The organism is Streptomyces flavalbus (assembly GCF_042674625.1).
Taxonomy (GTDB): domain Bacteria; phylum Actinomycetota; class Actinomycetes; order Streptomycetales; family Streptomycetaceae; genus Streptomyces; species Streptomyces flavalbus.
Genome location: NZ_JBHTEB010000001.1, coordinates 6,318,077 through 6,339,406 on the forward strand (window position 1 = coordinate 6,318,077; position 21,330 = coordinate 6,339,406).

Below are 21,330 nucleotides of genomic sequence, written 5' to 3' on the forward strand. Positions count from 1 at the left end.
CTAGCCGAACAGCTTCTTCAGCTCGCGGCCGACCGTCCGGTCCGCCTTGTCGAGCGCCGCCTCCGGGTCGCCGCCCTTGCGGACCGCGTCGGCGACCACGCCCTCCAGGGCGACGATCATCGCCTGCGTCCACGCCGGGTTGTCGAAGTGCCCGAACTCGTTGAACAGCCGTACGCCCTCGGCCGCCAGCCCCGTCCTCAGCTTCTCCGCGGACTCCGCCAGCGAGGTGCGCGGCGGGATGTGGAAGCCGTAGGAGAGCGCCCAGTCCTCCTGGTGCTCCTTCTGGTCGATCCACAGCCACTTGACGTACTCCTTCGCCTCGTCCAGGTGGTCGGACTTAGCGTTGACGAACATCGACCAGCCGCCGTTGACCACCGCGGGCCGCCCGCCGTCCGCCGAGGCGGGGAAGGGGATGATGCCGACGTCGTCGCCGAGCGCCTCCTCGATCACCGGCATCGCCCACATCCCGCACCACTGCATGGCGACCAGGCCCTGGGTGAGCGCCGACGGGTCCCACCAGTCGGCGGGCGCGTCCAGCAGCAGGTGCCCGTCCGCGAACATCGACCGCAGCTTGGTCAGCCCCTGTGCGACCGCGTCCGTGTGGTACGCGATCTCGTTGCCGTCGGTGAGGGTGTCCGCGCCCGTCGACCAGATCAGGGGGTTCATCACCGGTGTCACCGAGTTGCCGAGGAAGACGCCCCTGACCTTGTCGGTGGTGAGCTTGGCCGCCGCCTCCACCAGCTCGTCCAGGGTGGCCGGGGGCTCGACGCCCGCGTCCGCGAGGAGGGACTTGCGGTAGTAGAAGAACTGCGGGTCGTCGATCATGCGGACGCCCCAGATCTTGCCGTCGATGGTGTGCGAGGCGATGTCCGCCGGGTTGAAGTCGTCCTTCACCGGCTCCACCAGCTCGGTCAGATCGGCCACCTGACCGCTCTTCACGAGCTGTATCTGCGGGTGGAACTCGAAGACGTCCGGGGCGTTCTCGGTGAGCAGCGCGGAGAACAGCTTGCTCTCGAAGTTGGTGCCGGTGATCCACTGCGTGGACACGTCCGCCCCGTCGTACGCCTTCGCGTACCGCTTGACGGCCTGCTCGGTGCCCGCCTCGCCGTACGCGTGGAAGTACTGCGTCAGGCGGGTGCCCGAACCGGAGCCGCCGCCCCGGCCGTTGTCGCCCCCGCACGCCGCCAGCGACCCGGCGGCGGTCAGGCCGAGGGCGGCCCGCAGTACGGAGCGGCGGTTCCAGTCTCTGGTGGTCAGTGCTCGGTTGCTCGGTGCCGACATGGTGACGTCCTTGTCTTGAGTGCGGCTGCGGCTGCGGCTGGGCGGCTCGGCGCCAGGTGACTCAGTGACCCGGTGGCTCAGTTCGGCTTGCGGTGCGGGACGCTAACCTTCCGCTAACACTTCGGCAAGGGGTTGGACGAAGCCCGCGTGAAACGGGGGCACCGCGTTCGGGATGCCGGACGCGCGACGGTCAGGCGGCGGCGCGGTACGGCGCGGCGGCCGACGCTAGGTGGGCGGCGCGCGGTACGGCTCGATGGCCGACGCTACTCAGGCGGCGCGGTACGGCTCCGCGCGGGCGCGCCGGGACGGCGTACGGCGGCGGTCCGCTGCCCGGCCGACCCCAGCGCGCCCTCCAGCGCGAACGTCGCCGCGCCCAGACAGACCGGGTCGGTGGGGATCGGGGACAGCACGATCTCGGTGGCGGTCAGCGGACGCCGCAGCGCGTGCCGGGCCACCGCCTCCCGCACCCCCGCGAGCAGCGGTTCCCCGAGGGTCGCCGCGACCCAGCTACTGAGCACGACCACCTCCGGGTTGAGCAGGTTGACCAGGTCCGCGATCCCCGCGGCGAGATAGCGGGCGGTGTCCCGGACCACCTGCACGGCCACCGGATCGCCCGCCGCCACCCCGCGCGCCAGCGCGTTGACGGTGGCGGTCTGGTCGTCGGGGTGCAGCAGGGCGCTGCCCGGGCTCAGCTCCCGCAGGTGCCGCATGATGCCGGGCGCCCCGACGTATGTCTCCACGCAGCCGTGGTTGCCGCAGTGGCAGGGCCGTCCGTCGAGCACGAGGGTGGTGTGCCCCCACTCGCCCGCGCTGTTGCTCACCCCGCGGTGCACCCCGCCGCCCAGCACCAGCCCGGCGCCCACCCCGGTGCCGAGGTTGACCACCACGGCGTCCGTGCGCCCGCGCGCCGCCCCGAACCACAGCTCGGCCACCGCGCAGGCCCGCAGCGGGTTGTCCAGGTGCAGCGGATAGGCGATGTGCTCGGCGAGCAGGTCGCGCAGGGGTACGTCGTGCCAGTGGTCCCAGTTCGGGGCGTACTCGGAGACGCCGGTGCCGCGGTCCACCTGCCCCGGCATACTCACCCCGACGCCGAGCACCCGGGCCGCCCCGGACCCGGCCTGCGCGACCACCGAGCCGACGGCGGCGGCGACGTGCCCGACGAGCCGCTCGGGGCGGTTCTCGCCGGGCCGGACGTCCTCCTCGGCGCGCGCGAGCACGTTCAGCGCCAGGTCGAACAGCTCGACGTGGACGTACGTCTCCGCGATGTCCACGCCGACCAGCGCGCCACCGGAGGCGTGGACGGCGACCAGGTCCCGGGGGCGCCCGCCCGCCGACTCCTCGAAGCCGACCTCGGTGATCATCCCCAGGTCCAGCAGCTCACCGACGAGCGTGGCGACCGTGGCGAGGCTCAGTCCGGTGGCGGCGGCCAGCTCCTGCCGGGAGGTGGGGGAGGAGGCGATGATCTGCCGGAGCACGCCGTAGCGGTTGGCGGTGCGGATGTCCCGTGATGTGCGCACGCTGGGGAGGCTAGGGTCCCGCAACCCCTTTCTACAAGGGATGTGGAAAGGGGTGTGGCAAGTACGGCCCTCCTGCGGTCACCCGCCGAGCACGCCCCGCACGAAGGCGTTGGCGAAGGTCCCGGACGGGTCCAGCTCGGCCGCCAGTGCCCGGAAGTCACCGAGCCGCGGATACCGCTCGCCGAGCACCGCCGCCGGAGTGGTGAACACCTTCCCCCAGTGCGGGCGGGGCTCGAACGGGCTGAGCGCCGCCTCAAGCCGCCGTACCACCGGCAGCACGGCGGCGGTGTCCTCGACCCAGGTGAAGTGCGCCGCCACGGTGTCCCGCCCGTACGCCGGGCTCAGCCACTGGTCGTCGGCGGCGACGGTGCGGATCTCGCAGGTCTGGAGCACGGGCGCGACGACGTCCCGTATCCCGTCGACCGCGGCCAGCATCTCGACGGCGTACCGGCGCGGCAGCAGGTACTCCGACTGCAGCTCCGCCCCGCTGCTCGGCGTGAACTCCGCCCGGAAGTGCGGCAGCCGCTCGTGCCAGGGCCCCGGCACCCCGAACTGCTCGGTGCAGTTCACGGCGGGCATCCCCGGCACCGGGTGCATCTTCTCCGTCGCCGGGGCGGCGAACGGGAAGTCCGCCAGCGGCTGGTCCGTCCGCCGCTTCAGCCACACCTGCCGGAAGCCCGGCGCCCGCCAGTCCGTGAACAGGCTCACGCTGTACGCCGCCGACATCACCGTCTCGAACGCCGCCTGGTCGAGCCCGGCGAGCGGCAGCTCGGTGAAGACGTGCTGCGCCACCTCGTAGGCGGGCTCCAGGTCCAGGGTGAGCGCCGTCACCACGCCGAGCGCGCCGAGCGCGGTGACCGCGCCGCCGAAGCGTTCCTCCTCGCGCGTGACCGTCACCGTCGTACCGTCGCCGGTGACCAGCTCCACCGCCCGCACCGCGGCCGACAGCGGACCGTTGCCCACCCCCGAGCCATGGGTGCCGGTCGCCACCGAACCGGCCACCGAGATGTGCGGCAGCGAGGCCATGTTCGGCAGGGCCAGCCCGTGGGCGTGCACGGTACGGGCCAGCTCGGCGTACCGCACGCCGCCCCCGACCCGGACCGTACGCGCCGCCGTGTCCACGTCGATCACCGGCGGCAGCGCGTCCAGGGAGAGCAGGACGCCCTCCGCCCCCGGGTCGGCGATCTCGTTGAAGGAGTGCCCGCTGCCCAGCACCCGCACCCGCGCCCCGTCCGCGACGAGCGAGCGCAGCGCGTCCACGGAGCGCGGGCGGTGCAGCTCCTTCGCGGTGTACGTGATGTTGCCCGCCCAGTTGGTCACGGTGTCGGTCATGCGGGGCCCTCCCAGGAGAAACGTCGGCGCGGTGCGCTCCGGCGCGGTGCGCTGGCGCCCATCACACCACTGCCGTGCCCGGCGCCGACGCGAAGGGTTGCGAACGTCACTGTCCAGGGCCCTTCGGCCCGCTTCCGGGACCCGCCTGCACACCTCCGCCGCGCGGGGGCATACCGTGAGGAGTCGAACGTCACCGCAGGGAGGAGATCACGGGATGGGCAGCCGCACCGCGCTGGTCGAGGATCTGATGGAGCGCTTCCCGCACGTGCCGCGGGAAGCCGTCTTCAAGGAGGACCTGCTCCGCGGCGGTGTCGCCTTCGACGCGTCCGCGCTCAGCGACAACGAGAGCGGGGAGGTGAAGCCGAAGTCGTACTTCATCTTCTCCTTCGACCACGGCACCCTCCCCGAGCTGGGGGAGGCCGCGCTGCGCCGCCCGCCGGAGGAGATCATCCTCACCGGCGGCCCCTACGACCTGCGCCGCACGGTCGTCTCGGTCCGCGTCAACCCGTCGTCGCCGTACCGCGTCGCCGCGAACGACGAGGGCGTCCTCGGCCTCTACCTCGACGGCAAGCGCATCGCCGACGTCGGCGTGCCCCCGATGCCGGAGTACTACCGGCACACCCTCTCCAACGGGAAGTCGGTGATGGAGGTCGCCCCGACGATCCAGTGGGGCTACCTGATCTACCTCACGGTCTTCCGGGTCTGCCAGTACTTCGGCGCCAAGGAGGAGTGCCAGTACTGCGACATCAACCACAACTGGCGCCAGCACAAGGCCGCCGGACGCCCCTACACCGGTGTCAAGGACGTCGAGGAGGTGCTGGAGGCCCTGGAGATCATCGACCGCTACGACACCGCCCGCACCTCCACCGCCTACACCCTCACCGGCGGCGCCATCACCAAGACCGTCTCCGGCCGCGACGAGGCCGACTTCTACGGCCACTACGCCAAGGCCATCGAGGAGCGCTTCCCCGGCCGCTGGATCGGCAAGGTCGTCGCCCAGGCCCTGCCCCGCGCCGACGTCCAGCGGTTCAAGGACTACGGCGTGCAGATCTACCACCCCAACTACGAGGTGTGGGACGAGTACCTGTTCAAGATGTACTGCCCCGGCAAGGAGCGCTACGTCGGCCGCGACGAGTGGCACCGCCGCGTCCTCGACTCCGCCGACGTCTTCGGCGCGCGCAACGTGATCCCGAACTTCGTCGCGGGGGTGGAGATGGCGGAGCCCTTCGGCTTCAAGACGGTCGACGAGGCCATCGCCTCCACCACCGAGGGCCTGCGCTTCTTCATGTCGCACGGCATCACGCCCCGCTTCACCACCTGGTGCCCCGAGCCCACCACCCCGCTCGGCAAGGCCAACCCGCAGGGCGCGCCGCTGGAGTACCACATCCGCCTGCTGGAGGCGTACCGCGCCACCATGGACGACTTCGGCCTCTCCTCGCCCCCCGGCTACGGCCCGCCCGGCCCCGGCCGCGCGGTGTTCTCGGTCAGCTCGTTCATGGACAGCCTCCCGGCGCAGGAGCCGGTGCAGGTCTGAGACGCGGGCCCGGACCGGCCACCGACCGGTCCGGGTTCCCCCTCCCGTGGGTTTGAAGAGGCGGCTTGTCAGTTGTGCGGGAGCCGTGAAAGGCTCGGTGTCTGCCCCGAGGGTTCCTCACAACTCCCCTGTAACCCTGGTGAGTTGACCTCACATGCGGATGCAGGAGACCCATGCCCGACCTGCCGACCCCCAAGGACGCCGCCGAGGCAGCGCTGTTCTCCGAGTGCTGGGACACGGTCCTGTCCTACGCCGACCTGTGCACCTGCGGCTCCGAGTCGGCCGCCCGGCTGGCCCGGGAGGCGTTCGCCGACGGGATGCGCGAGACGGCCCGTACGACGGCCCCCGGCACCGACGCCGTACGGGACACCAGCCGACGTACGGCCCAACTGCCCCGCATAGCACGGATGCTGACCGCCGTCCGGCGCACCGCCGCGGCCTGGGAGGAACAGGGCCAGGGCCACCGCCTCGACCCCGACCTGCGGCTGTGGCTCAGCTCCGAGCACGCCGCCCGCCACACCGGCCCGCCCCTCGGCCGCCCGCTCGCCCTGCGCACCCTGCGCGACATGCAGCCCGCCGACGCGGAACTGCTGTGGCTGGCGGAGGTCGAGTCGCTGCCGCTGGCCGTCGTGGCCCGCCGACTCCGCCTCGACCCCGCGACGGTCGGCGCGGCACTCGCCGAGGCGCGGGCCCTGTTCCGGGACCGCTGCCTGCGCAACCACCTCGACGGCCAGCTCGCGGCGCCCTGCCGTGGCTACGCCCGGATGCTCGACGCGCTGACCCGCGCCCCCGGCACGGACGCCCCCGAGACCCCCGAGGACCTCTCCCAGCACCTCACGCACTGCGTGCGCTGCGCCGAGGCCGCCGCCTGCCTCCGACTGCACGGCGGCGGACTGCCCGCGGCCCTCGCCGGTGGCGTGATCGGCTGGGGCGGCCTCGCCTACCTGGAACGCCGCCGCCGCGCCGCCGACGTCCGCCTCGGCGCCGCGCCCTCCGCCCCGGCCGACCCGCAGCCCCCACGCACCGGCGCGACGAAGGCCCGCGTCCTGCGCAACGGCCTCCTCGTCGCCGCCGTCCTGGTCTCCCTCCTCGCCCTCGGCGTCACCCTCCTGCCCACCGGCGAGGACAACGCCCCCGACCCCGGCGACGGCCGCCCGGTAGCCGACCCCCGCCCGTCCCCACCCTCCTTCACGCCCACCCCCACCACAGCACCCCCATCCCCCACCCCCACGCCCACCCCCAAGACCCACCACCCCCCGCACCCCTCCACCCCCCCAACGCGGAACCCCCACCCCGAACCCCAGACCACGGCACCCCCCACCCCAAAACCCTCCCCTTCCCCCTCCACCACCCCCACCTGCCGCGTCGACTACGACATCACCGGCCAGTGGCCCGACGGCTTCCAGGCCGCCGTCACCGTCACCACCGCCCACGCCCTCGACGACTGGCGCCTGACCTGGACCTTCCGCGACGGCCAGCACGTGACCCAGATGTGGGACGCGGGCTACGTCCAACAGGGCCCCCACGTCACCACCACCGCCGCCCCCTACAACGCCAAGATCCCCGCCGACGGCACCCTCTCCCTCGGCTTCATCGCCGCCTGGCAGGGGGCGAACACACCGGCGTACGGCTTCGAGCTGAACGGGCGGGCGTGTGTGACGGTGTGAGCGCGCTCCCTACGGGATGTAGGGGTGCAGTTAAGAGAACTGCACTTCTATATTCCGGTGGGCACGGGGATGCTGCCCGTTGCCCCGAGGCGCGCGGCGACTCCGCCACCCAGGTCCGCTGATCGCGGCTCGTAGCCGTAGTCTCCGAGGATGATTGAGACCGTCGTGCTCGATGTCGGGGAGACGATTGTCAGGGATGACCGCTACTGGGCGTCGTGGGCCGAGTGGCTGAACGTCCCCCGACACACCTTGTCCGCGCTCGTCGGAGCGGTCGTCGCTCAAGGACGTGACAACGCTGACGCGCTCCGCCTCCTGCGCCCCGGCATCGACGTGGCCGCGGAGTACGAGGCCAGGGAACGGGCGGGCCGTGGCGAGTACCTCGACGAGAGCGACGTGTACGACGATGTCCGGCCAGCGCTGACGCAGCTCCGCGCACTCGGCATCCGGGTCGTCATCGCAGGCAATCAGACGGTCGGCGCCGCGGACCTGCTTCGCGCCCTCGCCCTCCCCGCCGATCTCATCGTCACCTCGGGAGAGTGGGGCGTCGCGAAGCCAGCCCCGGCCTTCTTCCACCGGGTCACTGAAATCGCGCGGGCGGCGCCTGAGCGGACCCTGTACGTCGGCGACCACCCCGCCAACGACATCTTCCCGGCGAAGGCGGCTGGCCTGCGGGTGGCGCATCTGCGTCGCGGCCCTTGGGGGCACCTCTGGGCGGACGATCCGAAGGTGGAGGCGGTGGCCGACTGGCGGATCGACTCCCTCGCTCACCTCACCGAGATCGTCAGGGGCTGAGCGCGAGGAACCGTGCACAGGGCGTATCGACACGGGTACGGTTCGGTGGGGACAACACCGGACCGGAGACTGTATGCCCGCACGTGCCGAGGACGGCGTGGGGCGGCGGATCGCCTACTATCGCAGCGCCGCTCGTCCCAGGATGACCCAACAACAACTCGCCGACGCGGCCTGCGTGTCGCTCGGGACCATCCGCAAGATCGAGCGGGGTGAGCGCGGAGCCACCGAGGCGACCCTGGAGGCCATCGCGGAGGCCCTCGGTGTGGACGCCGCTCACCTGACCGCCGACCGCGCCCCGTTTCGTACCCGCGTCCATGAGGCACTACCCGCGCTCTCCGCCGCGCTCGCTACGTATGAGACCCCCGTCGACGGGCCGGTTCGACCTCTGCCCGAGCTGCGCGCCGCTGTGGAACAGGCTGTCGACTGGCGGCTGGCAGCCCAGTACACCCGCATCGCCCGCCGAATGCCTGAACTCCTCGCGGAACTGGCCCGCGCCTACCACGCGGCTCGCGGCGCAGAGCGGCTTGAACTCGCTGCCCTGCTGGTGCGGGCGTACCGCTCGGCGGACGCCGTCGCCTTCAAGGTCGGTGCCCACGACCTGTCCGCGCGTCTCATCGAACTGATGCGATGGGCTGTCCCCGAGGCTGACGATCCAGTCCTGTCCGCGTCCGTGGCCTACGTGCGCACGGAGACCTTTCTTGCCGCCCGCGCCCACGCGGCCGGGCTGCGTGTCCTTGAACAGGCCCTTGATACCGTTCCCGCGCCCGTGACGCCGGAGCACGCCGCGATGAAGGGAGCTCTGCACATGCGGGCCGCAGTCATCGCGGGTCGGGCACGCGATGCCGTAGCGGCTGGCGCGCACTTGAGGGAGGCCGGTGCCATGGCCAACCGGGTGGCCGAGGACGTGTACTGCGGCACCGCCTTTGGCCCCGACTCCGTCAAGGCACATGAGGTGTCTGTCGCAATCAGCCTCGGAGACGAGCACGTAGGCCGCGCTCTCGCCATCGCCAGGGAGTGGAAGCCGCCGAAGGAACTCCCCGCCGAACGCCGCTCTGGGTTCTACATCGAGCTCGCCCGCGCTCAGCTATGGTCGAGCCTCGCGGATGACGCTTTCGAGTCTCTGAAGGTCGCCCGAAGCATCGCCCCTCAGCACACCCGCCAGCACCCGTGGGTGCGGGAGGACGTGGCAAGACTGCGTCGGCTGAAGCGTGCCGACTCCGAAGGTCTCACCAACTTCGCCGAGTGGTGTGCCGCAACGTGAACCCCGAAGTACCCCGAGCTGGGGTACTTGTTGCACTTCCGGGCCTCCACCATCTGTTGCGCACGCCGGAACCAGCAGAGGGAACCGGAATGCCCGGAGCGTGGTCAACGCCGCGAGGGAGTATGGACACCGTGAACGCTGCAGCCACCTACCCGCAGGAGCCCACACGAGGGGAGCAGACCCCGGCCAGCTACAAGCCCAGACTCGGTGACGCGGTATGGGACAGCGAAGCCCGCAGGATCGGCGAGGTGATGGACTTCATTGATCCGTACGTGCAGTTGCGCCCCATCGGCGGTGGTATCGAGTGGGACGCGAAACCGGGACGACTTCGGCCTGCCACCCGCGCGGAGGCTTTGAGCGCCGAGGTGTCGAAGGCCAATGCCCGATCCCGAGGGGAACTGCTGTGACGGCCCTCTTGCCTGCATGGCTGCCTCCACGCGGAAATGCAGTAGCGCGGGTACGCGGTGGGCTTCTAAGGTGAGGGCTGTTCCTGCGGCGACCTGTTGGGCGTCGTTGTTGGCCGCGTGCTGAGGAGGAGGTGTCGACCGATGGCTGTCATTGTGATGGGCGCTGCCCGCTTCCGTGAGACCGTCAAGTCCACCTCCGTGGCCACCGGCTGACACTCCCACCTTCTTCGCGTGCCTGTGTGCGCGCTTTCGCCGGGGTCACCCATGTGAAGGGTCACCCGTTGACTTCCACTTCTGTTTCTTCCGCTCTCGCTCCCTACGGCTGGGACGAGGCATGGGCACGGCAGTTCGCCCCGTATGACGCGCAAGGGCTGGTTCCCGGGCGGGTCCTGCGGGTGGACCGGGGGCAGTGTGACGTCGTCACCGCCGACGGTGTGCTGCGTGCCGACACCGCGTTCGTCACCCCGCACGACCCGCTGCGCGTGCTGTGCACCGGGGACTGGGCCGTCCTCGACCCCGAGGGCGGCAGCCCGCGGTACGTGCGGGCCTATCTGCCGCGGCGTACCGCGTTCGTGCGGTCCACCTCCTCCAAGCGGTCCGAGGGACAGATCCTCGCCGCCAACGTCGATCACGCCGTCGTCGCCGTGTCGCTGGCCGTCGAGCTGGACCTCGCCCGCGTCGAGCGGTTCCTCGCGCTCGCCTGGGAGTCCGGGGCGCAGCCCGTGGTCGTGCTGACCAAGGCCGACCTCGTGCCGGACCCCACGACGCTGGCGTACCTCGTCCAGGACGTCGAGACCAGCGCGCCCGGCGTGCCCGTGCTCACCGTCAGCGCGCTGCACGGGGAAGGGCTCGACGTGCTCGTCAGCCTGGTCTCCGGCGGGACGTCCGTGCTGCTCGGGCAGTCCGGCGCGGGCAAGTCCACCCTCGCCAACGCGCTGCTCGGGGAGGACGTCATGGACGTCCAGACCACCCGGGACGTGGATGGCAAGGGGCGGCACACCACCACCACCCGCAATCTCCTCGCCCTGCCGGGGGGCGGGGTGCTCATCGACACGCCGGGGCTGCGGGGTGTCGGCCTGTGGGACGCCGGGAGCGGGGTCGGGCAGGTCTTCGCCGAGATCGAGGAGCTGGCCCGGGACTGCCGGTTCCACGACTGCGCCCACGACGCCGAGCCCGGGTGCGCCGTCCTCGCCGCCATCGACTCCGGTGACCTTCCGGTACGGCGGCTGGAGAGCTACCGCAAGCTGCTCCGCGAGAACCAGCGCATCGTCGCCAAGACCGACGCCCGGGTGCGGGCCGACCTCAGGAAGGACTGGAAGCGGAAGATGGCGGAGGGGCGGGCCGCCATGGAGGCCAAGCGTGGCGGCGGCCGTAGGCGGTGACGGTGCTGAGCGCCGTGTCCGTTTTCCGCTAGCGAGGGGTGCGCGCGGCGTCGACACTTGGTGGCGTGATGGACGAGGACACCAGGTACGAGGCCGTGCGCAGCCGCGACGGGCGCTTTGACGGCGTCTTCTTCTTCGGTGTGACCACCACCGGGGTCTACTGCCGTCCAAGCTGCCCGGCCGTCACCCCGCGGCGGCGGAACGTGCGCTTCTTCGCCACGGCCGCCGCCGCCCAGGGCTCCGGGTTCCGCGCCTGTCGGCGGTGTCGGCCGGACGCGGTGCCCGGGTCCGCCGAGTGGAACGTGCGCGCCGACGTCGTCGGCCGGGCGATGCGGCTGATCGGTGACGGCGTCGTCGACCGCGAGGGCGTCACCGGGCTCGCCGCCCGGCTCGGCTACAGCCCTCGGCAGGTACAGCGGCAGCTCACCGCCGAGCTGGGCGCCGGACCGGTCGCCCTGGCCCGCGCCCAGCGCGCCCACACCGCGCGCACCCTGCTCCAGACCACCGGACTGCCGGTCACCGACGTCGCCTTCGCGTCCGGGTTCGCCAGCGTCCGGCAGTTCAACGACACCATCCGCGAGGTGTACGCCCGCACCCCGAGCGAGCTGCGCGCCCTCGCCCCCGGCGGCAGGGGCGCCCGGGCGGCCCGCCGCGCCACCCCCACCGCCGGGATCCCGCTGCGGCTCGCCCACCGCGGCCCCTACCAGGCCGGACCTGTCTTCGACCTGCTGGCCAGCGAGGCCGTACCAGGCGTGGAGGAGGTGACCGGCGCACCAGGCCGCCGCACCTACCGCCGTACCCTCCGACTGCCCTACGGCACCGGCATCGCCGCCGTCGACGAACGCCCCGGCAACCGGCGGCCGTCCTCCGGCGCCCACCCCGGCGGCTGGCTCGACGCCCTGCTGCACCTCACCGACCCACGCGACCTCACGACCGCCGTCCAGCGGCTGCGGCGGCTGTTCGACCTCGACGCCGACCCGTACGCCGTCGACGAGCGGCTCGCCGCCGACCCCCGCCTCGCCCCCCTCGTCGCCGCCCGCCCCGGACTCCGCGCCCCCGGCGCCGCCGACCCGGACGAGCTGGCGGTACGGGTGGCGGCCGGACGGGCGGAGGCCGAGCGCCTGGTACGGCGGTACGGCACGGCCCTCGACGCGCCCTGCGGCACCCTCACCCACCTGTTCCCCGAGCCCGCCGTCCTCGCCGCGGCCGAGCCGCACGGCACCCTCGGCGCGCTCATCGCCGCCCTCGCGGACGGCACCGTACGACTGGACCCCGGCGCCGACCGGGACGACGCCGAGGCGGCGCTGCTCAGCCTGCCCGGCCTGGACGCCCGTACCGTCGCCGTGATCCGCTCCCGCGCGCTCGGCGACCCCGACGTCGCCCCGCCCGGCACCGGCGTCCCCGACGCCGGACGGGCCTGGCGGCCCTGGCGGTCCTACGCCGTACAGCACCTGCGGGTCGCCGGGTGGGTGGAGACGGAGAACGTGATGGAGAAGGAGATGACATGGGTGTGACGACCGTGCACTGGACCAGGCTGGACAGTCCCCTGGGGCCCCTGCTGCTCACCGCCGATCCCGATGGCGCGCTGACCTCGCTGTCCATGGGCGGGCAGAAGGGCGGGCGGGAAGTGGGCGGGGTGGAAGACGGGTGGCGGCATGATCCCGAGTTCTTCCGGGACGCCGAGGAGCAACTCGGGGCCTACTTCGCCGGGGAGCTGGAGGAGTTCCGGCTGCCGCTGCGCGCGCACGGGACCGCGTTCCGGGAGCGGGTGTGGGACGCCCTGGACTCGGTGCCGTACGGGGCGACCGTCTCGTACGGCGAGATCGCGGCGCGGATCGGGGCGCCCCGGGCCGCCGTACGCGCCGTCGGCGGGGCCATCGGCGCCAATCCGCTGCTGGTGCTGCGGCCCTGCCACCGGGTGGTCGGCGCGGACGGCACGCTCACCGGGTACGCGGGCGGGCTGGAGCGGAAGCGGCGGCTGCTCGGGCTGGAGGGGGTCCTTGAGTCCTCGCCGTCCTCGCCAGGCGCTTAGCCCTCTCAGCCCCACAGCACCGCGCCCAGCCACGCTCCCATGATCAGCAGGCAGGTGAACAGCTCCGCCAGCACGCTCCAGCCGCCCGACCGCATCGCCGTGCGCAGCGCCGCGCGGGCTTCCCGGTGGCGGCCGAGGCGGAGCCGTTCGGCGAGGTAGACGCCGCCGACGAAGCCGGGGATCGCGCCGAGTACGGGGATCAGGAAGAAGCCGAGTAGCGCCCCGCACCCGGCGTAGACCGCCAGCCGACGGTCGGCGCGGCGCATCCGCAGCCGTCTGGGCGGCAGGCACCAGCGCACCACCTGGCACAGCAGCAGCGCGACCGTGGCGCCGACGAGCACGAACCAGGACACCGCCCGCGGGTCCTTCAGCGCCCACCACATCACCGCGGCCCACACCAGCCACGACCCTGGCACACCGGGCACCAGCACTCCGCACAGGCCGAACAGGATGACCAGCCCGGCCAGCAGGAGGTCCCACACTCCCATCTGCCCAGGGTGCAGGAGGGGGCGGGAGCGCGCAGGTCGGCCGGTCACCCGGCCTCGCCCGTCACCGGTCGCGGGACACCCAGCCGCGTTCGTAGGCGTGCCAGCCCAGTTGCAGTCGGGTCGTCGCGCCCGTCAGCTCCATCAGGTGCTTCACCCGGCGCTGCACGGTCCGCAGGCCCAGGTCGAGCTGTTTGGCCACGCTCGCGTCGGTCAGCCCGGCCAACAGCAGGGAGAGGACCTCCAGGTCCGTGGCGTCGGGGGCGTCCGGGCCCTGCTCGCGCACCCCGCGGTCGCCGACGCGCAGCGGCAGCGCCTCCCGCCACACCGCCTCGAACAGGCCCGACAGCAGTTCCAGCAGCCCGCTCGCGTGCACCACCAGCGCGGCGGGACCGGTGGCCGGTGCGCCGAGCGGCACCAGCGCCGTCGTACGGTCGGCCACCACCAGCTTGGTCGGCACCCGGTCGATCACCCGTACCTCCTCGTCCCGGCCGAGCGCCGCCGTCAGCTCGGTGACGCCGTGCGGCTGGTCCAGCACCGCCCGCTCCACCACCACCCGGTAGCGCACCCCGCGCCCGGCCGCCTGCTCCTCGGCGTCGTTCTCCATGCCGGTGACGGCGACCGGGTCACCCGTGACCAGCGCGCACACCTCGTCGACCGCGCCGAGCTGCAACTGGAGGAACCGCTGCGTCACCGCGGCCGAGCCGAGCACCACCTCGACCAGGTCGTGCACCGCCGGTTCGGCCGCCGCCGCCCGGTACTCCTCGGCGAGCAGCGCCGCCGCCAGCTCCGCCTGCTCCAGCTCGTGCCGCCGCTGGGTGAGCAGGGCGCCCAGCGCCACCGCGGGCGGGGCGGCGACCCAGCGGCCGGGACGCGTGGAGGACTGCGCGGCGAGCCCGTGCCGCTCCAGCTCGCGCAGCGCGCGTTCGGTGGCCCGCTCGCCCAGCGTCAGCCGCCGCGCCAGATCGGCCACGTCGGCGGCGCCGACCGCCACCAGCGTGCGGTACGCCGTCTCGTGGGTGCCGTCGAGACCTATCGCCGCCAGCATCAGGTCGTCGTCCCTCCTGTGGTCCGTGGTTCCCGGGTGGCGGGAAACTGCCGCGGCGGGAACCCGCCGTGCAACATCATCACGGCAGCGAGGCGCGCTCTGCCAGGGTGGACAGCGCGTGCCAGCGGGGGCTCCACGAGCGTGACCCGGGTCCGTGACGCGTTGTGGCGCGCAGGGGCCGGGCCCGGGTCACCCCACGTCGCCGGGCGGTTCTCCCGTGGGGGGTGGAGCCGCCCGGCGACCCCCGAATTTCCGGTGACCCGTTTTCATATCGGCCTGGCGGTGGACAATTGGGGGCATGAGCCAGCAAGGGGGAAGGCCCGCCGGTCAGTCCGACGACTGGTGGGGGGAGCTGTACGACGACTCCACCGAGGACACCGGTCCGACGGCCGCGCCGGACTCACTGGACGACCGGTTCGAGTCGGCTTCCGGGGCGGTGGCGTTACCCGGGGAGGGTTCCGGGTCCGCTTCCGGCGGCGTGTCCGCGGACGCCCGGCGGGGCGGGGGGCCGCGGCGCGGTGGGATCTTCCGGCAGCGGGGGGCCGGGGAGGGCCAGGGGGGACCTCCGGAGCCCCCGGGGGAACCTCCTGAGCCCCAGGGACCTCTTGAACCCCAGGGGGGACCTCTTGAACCCCAGGGACCCACCGCGGCCACCACCGGTTCCGGGACCATACCGCCGTCCGACCCGGTGGTGACCGGCACCGCCGCCCCCCGGCCGCCCGGCCCCGCTCTCGCCTACGTCGGCTCCGGCCCGCCCACCTACGAGCCCGAGCCCACCCACCTGCCGCCCGCCGACCCCGACGATCTCGACGGCCTCGTGGCCGACACCGTGCTCGACGGCGCCCGGTACGGCGCCTGCACCCTGCGGGCCGTGTCGATGCGCGGGGACTCCGCGCGCTACCGGGGCGAACCCCGCCGCGACGCCCTGCTCACCGCCCGGTTCGGCACCGGCGAACAGGCGCTGGTGCTGGTGGCGATGGCGACCGGTGCCCGCGCCACCCCCGGCGCGCACCGCGCGGCGGCCGACGTGTGCCGGTGGATAGGCGAGGCCGTGGGGCGCAGTCACGCCCGGCTCGCCGAGGACATCCGGGCCGGGCGGCGCGGCGACCTGAAGTCGGGCCTGCACCGGCTGACCGACCGCAGCCTCGGCAGGCTCCGCGCGGGCGCCGCCGAACAGGGGCTGCGGCCCGAGGAGTACTCCGCCAGCCTGCGCTGCCTGCTGCTGCCCGCCGACCCCGAGTGCCGTACCCGGGTCTTCTTCGGCGTCGGACCGGGCGGACTCTTCCGGCTGCGGGACGGCGAGTGGCAGGACATCGAGCCGCCGGTCGCGGACGTCACCGGCGCCCCCGTCGTCGGCTTCGGCTCGCCGCCGTCCGAGACCCCCGAGGGCGACCGGCTCACCATGGCCTCGGCATACCGACCCCGCCCAGCCCCTACGAGCCCGCCCCTGCCCCACCCCGCGAGCCCTTCCGGTTCCGGGCCTCCGTCGCCCGGCCGGGCGACACCCTGCTGGTCTGCACCGCGGGCCTGGCCGAGCCGCTGCGCGGGGAGCCGGACCTCGCCGCCCATCTGACCGGGCGCTGGTCCGCGCCCGAGCCGCCCGGCGTCGCGGAGTTCCTCGCCGACGCCCAGGTGCGGGTCAAGGGGTACTCCGACGACCGTACGGCCGCCGCCGTTTGGGAGGCGTAACCGCGACGGGTGTGGATTGATGGACCCAAAGAGACCCACAGGGCGTGAAGGGGTGCTGGGACCATGGCCAAGCAGAACGTCGCCGAGCAGTTCGTCGACATCCTCGTCCGCGCCGGAGTCAAACGGCTCTACGGCGTCGTCGGGGACAGCCTCAACCCGGTCGTCGACGCGATCCGCCGCAACTCCGGCATCGACTGGATCCACGTACGCCACGAGGAGACCGCCGCGTTCGCCGCCGGGGCGGAGGCGCAGATCACCGGGCAGCTCACCGCCTGCGCCGGTTCCTGCGGGCCCGGCAACCTGCACCTCATCAACGGGCTGTACGACGCCCACCGCTCCATGGCGCCCGTGCTCGCCCTCGCCTCGCACATCCCGTCCAGCGAGATCGGGCTCGGCTACTTCCAGGAGACCCACCCGGACCAGTTGTTCCGTGAGTGCAGCCACTACAGCGAGCTGATCTCCAGTCCGAAGCAGATGCCGCGGCTGGTGCAGACCGCCATCCAGAACGCCGTCGGGCGCAGCGGTGTCAGCGTGGTCTCGCTGCCCGGGGACATCGCCTCGCAGCCCGCGCCCGAGAAGGCCGCCGAGACCGCCCTCGTCACCTCCCGGCCCACCGTCCGCCCCGGGGACGCCGAGATCGACCGGCTCGTCGAGCTGATCGACCGGGCCAACAAGGTCACCCTGTTCTGCGGCAGCGGCACGGCGGGCGCGCACGCCGAGGTCATGGAACTCGCCGGACGGATCAAGTCGCCGGTGGGGCACGCGCTTCGGGGAAAGGAGTGGATTCAGTACGACAATGAATTCGATGTCGGCATGAGTGGGCTGCTGGGGTACGGGGCCGCCTACGAGGCCACTCATGAGTGTGACTTGTTGATTCTGCTGGGCACCGACTTTCCTTACAACGCCTTTCTGCCCGATGACGTGACCATCGCGCAGGTCGACGTACGGCCCGAACACCTCGGCCGACGCTCGAAACTCGACCTCGCCGTGTGGGGGGACGTGAAGGAGACCCTGCGCTGTCTGATCCCGCGGGTGAAGGTGAAGGAGAACCGGCGGTTCCTCGACAAGATGCTGAAACGTCACGCCGACGCGCTGGAGGGGGTCGTCAAGGCGTATACGTGGAAGGTCGACAAGCACGTTCCCATCCATCCCGAGTACGTCGCCTCGGTGCTCGACGAGATCGCCGACGAGGACGCCGTCTTCACCGTGGACACCGGGATGTGCAACGTCTGGGCGGCTCGGTACATCTCGCCCAACGGGCGGCGCCGCATCATCGGGTCCTTCTCCCACGGGTCGATGGCGAACGCGCTGCCCATGGCGATCGGCGCGCAGTTCACCGACCGGGGGCGGCAGGTCGTGTCGATGTCGGGGGACGGCGGCTTCTCCATGCTGATGGGGGACTTCCTGACGCTGGTGCAGTACGACCTGCCCGTGAAGGTCGTGCTGTTCAACAACTCCTCGCTGGGCATGGTGGAGTTGGAAATGCTCGTCGCCGGGCTGCCCTCCTACGGCACCACCAACAAGAACCCCGACTTCGCCGCCGTCGCCCGTGCCTGCGGGGCCTACGGGGTGCGGGTGGAGAAGCCCAAGCAGCTCGCCGGTGCGCTGAAGGCCGCCTTCAAGCACCAGGGGCCCGCGCTCGTGGACGTCGTCACCGACCCCAACGCGTTGTCCATTCCGCCACGGATCAGCGCGGAGATGGTGACCGGGTTCGCGCTCTCCGCGTCGAAGATCGTGCTGGACGGGGGAGTGGGGCGGATGGTGCAGATGGCGCGGTCCAACCTGCGGAACGTGCCTCGGCCATAGCGGGGGGAGGGAGAGGGAGGGTGGCCGGTGGTGGGTCGCTGGCCTCTGCATTTCGGCCAGTTTTGGCTTGCGTTGGTCGTTGACGGCTCTTCATGTCTGGGGCCGTACCCACGGGGCATGGATTCCGTGAACGTGTTCGAGCAGGAGGGGAACCGACATCGGCACGCAGGCGGGGGTCATGAAGAGGCAGGTACGAGGGGGCGGTCCCGTGGCCATCGGGACCGACGCGCAGGGGTCCGCGGAGGCGTCACGACTCTGGCGCAGGCTGGGGCGGGCCGATCTGCGGGCGGTGCCCGAGGCCAGGCGGGCGCTGCGGGAACTGTTGCGGGACCGGGGCCTGCCCGAGCGGCGCGAGGTCGCGGAGCTGCTCACCAGCGAGCTGGTCACCAACGCGCTCGTGCACACCGACGGCGAAGCCTTCCTGACGGCCGTCGTGGGGGAGCGGGGAGTGCGGGTGGAGGTGCGGGACTTCGTGGCCCGGCCGCCCCGGCTGCTTCCGGCGGACGGCGGCGGTGAGGGTGGCGGCGAGGGGGGCGGTGGCGACGGTACGCATGGGCGGGGGCTGGTGCTGGTGCAGGCGCTCGCTGACGCGTGGGGGGTGCGGGCGCACGGGGTGGGGAAGGCCGTGTGGTTCGAGATGGGCGTGTAGGCAAGTCGTTCAGGTGCTGGAAAGGGGCGGGAGCGTGACGTTGCCCGTCGCGCTCCCGCCCCTTCGTCTGCGGGGGGTGGCCGTATCAGCCGAACTGCTGCTCCAGGTCCTTGAGCTTGCGCTCCAGGGAGTCCAGGCGCGGCAGGGCCATCGTGTCGTCCTCCGCGGTCAGGTCTACTTTGACCGGGTCAGAAGTGGCGGTGCGGACCGGCTGGAGCGACGGGCGGGTGCGGACCGGGAGCTGTTCGGGCGTCGGTGACGCCGCTATGGCAGGCTCCGCGGTGGTCGTCATGTCGGCGCGCTCCACGGTGGGCAGTTCCACCTGGCGTCCACCGCCCCGGCCGACGAAGCCGCGGTGGCCCCGGCTGATCGCCTTCAACTGGGCGCGCTCCAGGCGCTGCTGGTCCCGGCGGCGCAGGCGCGACTCCTCCTTCTGGCGCTTGTCCTCGCGGACCTCCTCGACCGCCTCGTCCAGGCTGCGCACGTTCTCCAGGAGCATCAGCGACCAGGCCTTGTAGGTCTCGCGGGGCGCCCGCAGCCAGCGGACGATGCGGATCTGCGGCAGCGGGCGCGGCACCAGGCCCTGTTCGCGCAGCGCGGCGCGGCGGGTCTGCTTCAGGGCGCGGTCGAAGAGGACGGCCGCGGACAGGGACATGCCCGCGAAGAAGTGCGGGGCGCCAGCGTGGCCGGTGCCGCGGGGCGCGTGCACCCAGTTGAACCAGGCCGCGGCGAACGCGAACGTCCATACGAGTATCCGGGAGCCGAGCGCCGCGTCACCGTGGCTGGCCTCGCGCACCGCGAGCACGGAGCAGAACATCGCCGCGCCGTCCAGGCCGAACGGGACGAGGTACTGCCAGCCGTCGCTCAGGCCGAGGTTCTGCTCGCCGAAGCCGACCAGGCCGTGGAAGGAGAGGGCGGCGGCGACCGCCGCGCAGCAGAAGAGGAGGATGTAGGAGACGGTGCCGTAGAGGGCCTCCTTGCGTCTGCGGCGCTCCTCGGCGCGCTCCCACGAGTCGTCCGCGCTCGCCTCCTTGGCCAGGGTGCGCTTGCCGCGCGCGAGCACCGCTACCGCCGCCAACATGCCCAGGAGCAGTACGGCGCCCGGAAGCAGCCAGTTCAGCGATATGTCGGTCAGTCTCATCTGGGGTCCCTTGCAACTGGGATAGGGCGTAACGCCCGCCATGGTGGCCCAAACCCACCGCGCCTCAGGGGGTTTCGGGGCAAGAGGCCGCCAAGGTGGGGGAGAGGGGAGTCCAGGGCGGCGTTCTGCTCGAACTGCCGCTTGACGGGCGGGAGTTGAGTTCGAATAAGACTACCCGTACGGGTGGTTCCGCGGAAAGTTCCCGGGGGGCGTGAGGGAATTGTGAATCGGCTGTAACCGTACGGGTGTCACGCTCGCGGGTGATCTTACTCGATGTGCGGTGTGGTGCTTGTTGACGTCGTGTCAGGCGGGGGTGGGGCTGGGGGTGGGCGTGGGGGTGGGGGTGGGGGCGGGGGCAAGGGTGGGGGCTTGGGTGCGCTGGGTGGGGCGGGCGCAGGTGCGGGGGCAGGTGTCGCAGGTGTCCTCCGGGGCCACCGTGTAGAACATGCAGCAGCTCACCCGGTCGCGGGTCGTCTCGGCGCGGCCGTCCGGGGTGCGCCGGGCACGGAACGGTGGGGTGCCGACGTACGGCTTCGTGCGTGCCGTGCCGGGGAGCAGTGCCTCCAGTTCGCGGGTGGCCCTGTCCTCTTCGCCTTCGCCGAGTTGCTGGGCGATGTACCACAGGCCCTCGACGACGTCGTCCGTCACCATGCCCCACAGTGCCCTTCCGCGGCGGCGCGTGCGGGGGCCGAAGGCGGCGAGGAGCGGTTCGAGGTGTTCGGCTATCGCGGTGCGGACCTCGGCTCGCAGGGCCTCTTCGTCGGGGACCACCCGGGCGCCGGGGAGCTTCGCCGCCGGGTCGTCCGGGAGGCAGGCGAAGGGGGTGGGCGTGGTGGTGGGGTGCAGGGCCATGCGGCCCGCCGTGCGGTCGTACGAGACGTGGGTGACGGGGTAGCGGGGGACGCGGCGGTGCAGGAACCAGGGGACGGTGAAGAGGAGGCAGGCGGGCCAGATGTAGCGGTGCAGGCCGAAGCTGGCGATGACGTCGGGGCGGGCCCTGTGGTCGTAGTCGCGCTGGGTCTGTTCGTCGTCCCAGGCGAGGAAGCGGTCCAGGGCGGGGGCGTCGGTGGCCAGGGCCGCGGCGGTGACCCAGTCGTCGCCGGTGGGGGGTGGGGTGCCCGGGGGCAGCTCCGTGATCGTGAGGTAGGGGTATGCCTGGGTGAGGCGGGTGTACGCGTCCGTGACCGCCGAGTGGGGTGCGGGCATGTGTGACCACCGATTCACGTCTGCTTGTAGGTAAGGCTTACCTTACCCGCGGTTGGGTGGAGTTTGCAGGGGGCGGGTGTGCGCCTAAGGTGCTTGACGGG

The 21,330-nt window shown here is 72.4% G+C and carries 17 protein-coding genes and 1 pseudogene; 11 read left to right on the forward strand and 7 right to left on the reverse strand.

Translation table 11 applies throughout. The features are described 5' to 3' along the window. From ACFQZ6_RS28300 to ACFQZ6_RS28310, 3 genes are all read right to left on the reverse strand, one after another. Positions 1-1,281 (reverse strand): ABC transporter substrate-binding protein, encoded by a 1,281-nt coding sequence (locus tag ACFQZ6_RS28300; protein WP_381614385.1) that lies wholly within the window; start codon positions 1,279-1,281, stop codon positions 1-3. A 263-nt stretch (positions 1,282-1,544) separates the two neighbouring features. Then, on the reverse strand, positions 1,545-2,798 hold the full coding sequence (locus tag ACFQZ6_RS28305; protein ID WP_381614388.1) for an ROK family transcriptional regulator: 1,254 nt from the start codon (positions 2,796-2,798) through the stop codon (positions 1,545-1,547). Positions 2,799-2,876: 78 nt separating this feature from the next. After that, positions 2,877-4,130 (reverse strand): FAD-binding protein, encoded by a 1,254-nt coding sequence (locus ACFQZ6_RS28310; protein ID WP_381614390.1) that lies wholly within the window; start codon positions 4,128-4,130, stop codon positions 2,877-2,879. A gap of 214 nt (positions 4,131-4,344) precedes the next feature. On the opposite strand from ACFQZ6_RS28310, the gene ACFQZ6_RS28315 reads away from it, so the two are divergent. The 8 genes from ACFQZ6_RS28315 (at position 4,345) to ACFQZ6_RS28350 (ending at position 13,205) form a co-directional block, all read left to right on the forward strand. Next, a complete protein-coding gene (locus ACFQZ6_RS28315; RefSeq protein WP_381614393.1) occupies positions 4,345-5,664 on the forward strand; it encodes a radical SAM protein in 1,320 nt (439 codons plus the stop codon). A gap of 173 nt (positions 5,665-5,837) precedes the next feature. Continuing rightward, positions 5,838-7,331 (forward strand): cellulose binding domain-containing protein, encoded by a 1,494-nt coding sequence (locus tag ACFQZ6_RS28320; protein WP_381614395.1) that lies wholly within the window; start codon positions 5,838-5,840, stop codon positions 7,329-7,331. Positions 7,332-7,481: 150 nt separating this feature from the next. Next, positions 7,482-8,123 carry an HAD family hydrolase gene (locus ACFQZ6_RS28325; protein ID WP_381614397.1) on the forward strand — a complete coding sequence of 214 codons (642 nt, stop codon included), beginning with the start codon at positions 7,482-7,484 and terminating at the stop codon, positions 8,121-8,123. Between the two features lie 73 nt (positions 8,124-8,196). Then, positions 8,197-9,384: a helix-turn-helix domain-containing protein gene (locus ACFQZ6_RS28330; protein ID WP_381614400.1), complete on the forward strand. Its 1,188-nt coding sequence runs from the start codon at positions 8,197-8,199 to the stop codon at positions 9,382-9,384. A 131-nt stretch (positions 9,385-9,515) separates the two neighbouring features. Beyond that, on the forward strand, positions 9,516-9,791 hold the full coding sequence (locus ACFQZ6_RS28335; protein ID WP_381614403.1) for a hypothetical protein: 276 nt from the start codon (positions 9,516-9,518) through the stop codon (positions 9,789-9,791). A 281-nt stretch (positions 9,792-10,072) separates the two neighbouring features. Beyond that, on the forward strand, positions 10,073-11,173 hold the full coding sequence (rsgA, locus tag ACFQZ6_RS28340) for a ribosome small subunit-dependent GTPase A (protein WP_381614406.1): 1,101 nt from the start codon (positions 10,073-10,075) through the stop codon (positions 11,171-11,173). Between the two features lie 68 nt (positions 11,174-11,241). Then, a complete protein-coding gene (locus ACFQZ6_RS28345; RefSeq protein WP_381618703.1) occupies positions 11,242-12,687 on the forward strand; it encodes a bifunctional transcriptional activator/DNA repair enzyme AdaA in 1,446 nt (481 codons plus the stop codon). Next, entirely contained in the window at positions 12,678-13,205 is a 528-nt protein-coding gene (locus tag ACFQZ6_RS28350) for a methylated-DNA--[protein]-cysteine S-methyltransferase (protein ID WP_381614409.1), read from the forward strand. Before ACFQZ6_RS28345 ends, ACFQZ6_RS28350 begins: the two co-directional genes overlap by 10 nt. A 5-nt stretch (positions 13,206-13,210) precedes the next feature. Here the strand turns inward: ACFQZ6_RS28350 and ACFQZ6_RS28355 are convergent, their stop codons facing one another. Then, complete coding sequence (locus ACFQZ6_RS28355; protein ID WP_381614412.1) at positions 13,211-13,693, reverse strand: DUF456 domain-containing protein; 483 nt, start codon at positions 13,691-13,693, stop codon at positions 13,211-13,213. A 61-nt stretch (positions 13,694-13,754) separates the two neighbouring features. Further along, positions 13,755-14,738 carry a helix-turn-helix transcriptional regulator gene (locus ACFQZ6_RS28360; RefSeq protein WP_381614415.1) on the reverse strand — a complete coding sequence of 328 codons (984 nt, stop codon included), beginning with the start codon at positions 14,736-14,738 and terminating at the stop codon, positions 13,755-13,757. Between the two features lie 298 nt (positions 14,739-15,036). Between ACFQZ6_RS28360 and ACFQZ6_RS28365 the strand changes: the two are divergent. The 3 genes and pseudogenes from ACFQZ6_RS28365 (at position 15,037) to ACFQZ6_RS28375 (ending at position 18,882) form a co-directional block, all read left to right on the forward strand. After that, positions 15,037-16,427 (forward strand): annotated as a pseudogene (locus tag ACFQZ6_RS28365) (protein phosphatase 2C domain-containing protein). A 63-nt stretch (positions 16,428-16,490) separates the two neighbouring features. Then, the gene (locus ACFQZ6_RS28370) at positions 16,491-18,233 is read left to right on the forward strand and encodes a pyruvate dehydrogenase (RefSeq protein ID WP_381614418.1); all 1,743 of its coding nucleotides are present in this window, start codon (positions 16,491-16,493) and stop codon (positions 18,231-18,233) included. A 178-nt stretch (positions 18,234-18,411) separates the two neighbouring features. Next, positions 18,412-18,882, forward strand: a complete 471-nt coding sequence (locus ACFQZ6_RS28375) for an ATP-binding protein (protein WP_381614420.1) — start codon at positions 18,412-18,414, stop codon at positions 18,880-18,882. 85 nt (positions 18,883-18,967) lie between these two features. Here ACFQZ6_RS28375 and ACFQZ6_RS28380 read toward each other — a convergent pair whose 3' ends face one another. Further along, positions 18,968-20,023, reverse strand: coding sequence for a DUF2637 domain-containing protein (locus ACFQZ6_RS28380; RefSeq protein WP_381614423.1), 1,056 nt, complete (start codon positions 20,021-20,023; stop codon positions 18,968-18,970). Positions 20,024-20,326: 303 nt separating this feature from the next. Then, positions 20,327-21,229, reverse strand: coding sequence for a (2Fe-2S)-binding protein (locus ACFQZ6_RS28385; protein WP_381614426.1), 903 nt, complete (start codon positions 21,227-21,229; stop codon positions 20,327-20,329). Between the last annotated feature and the right edge of the window lie 101 nt (positions 21,230-21,330).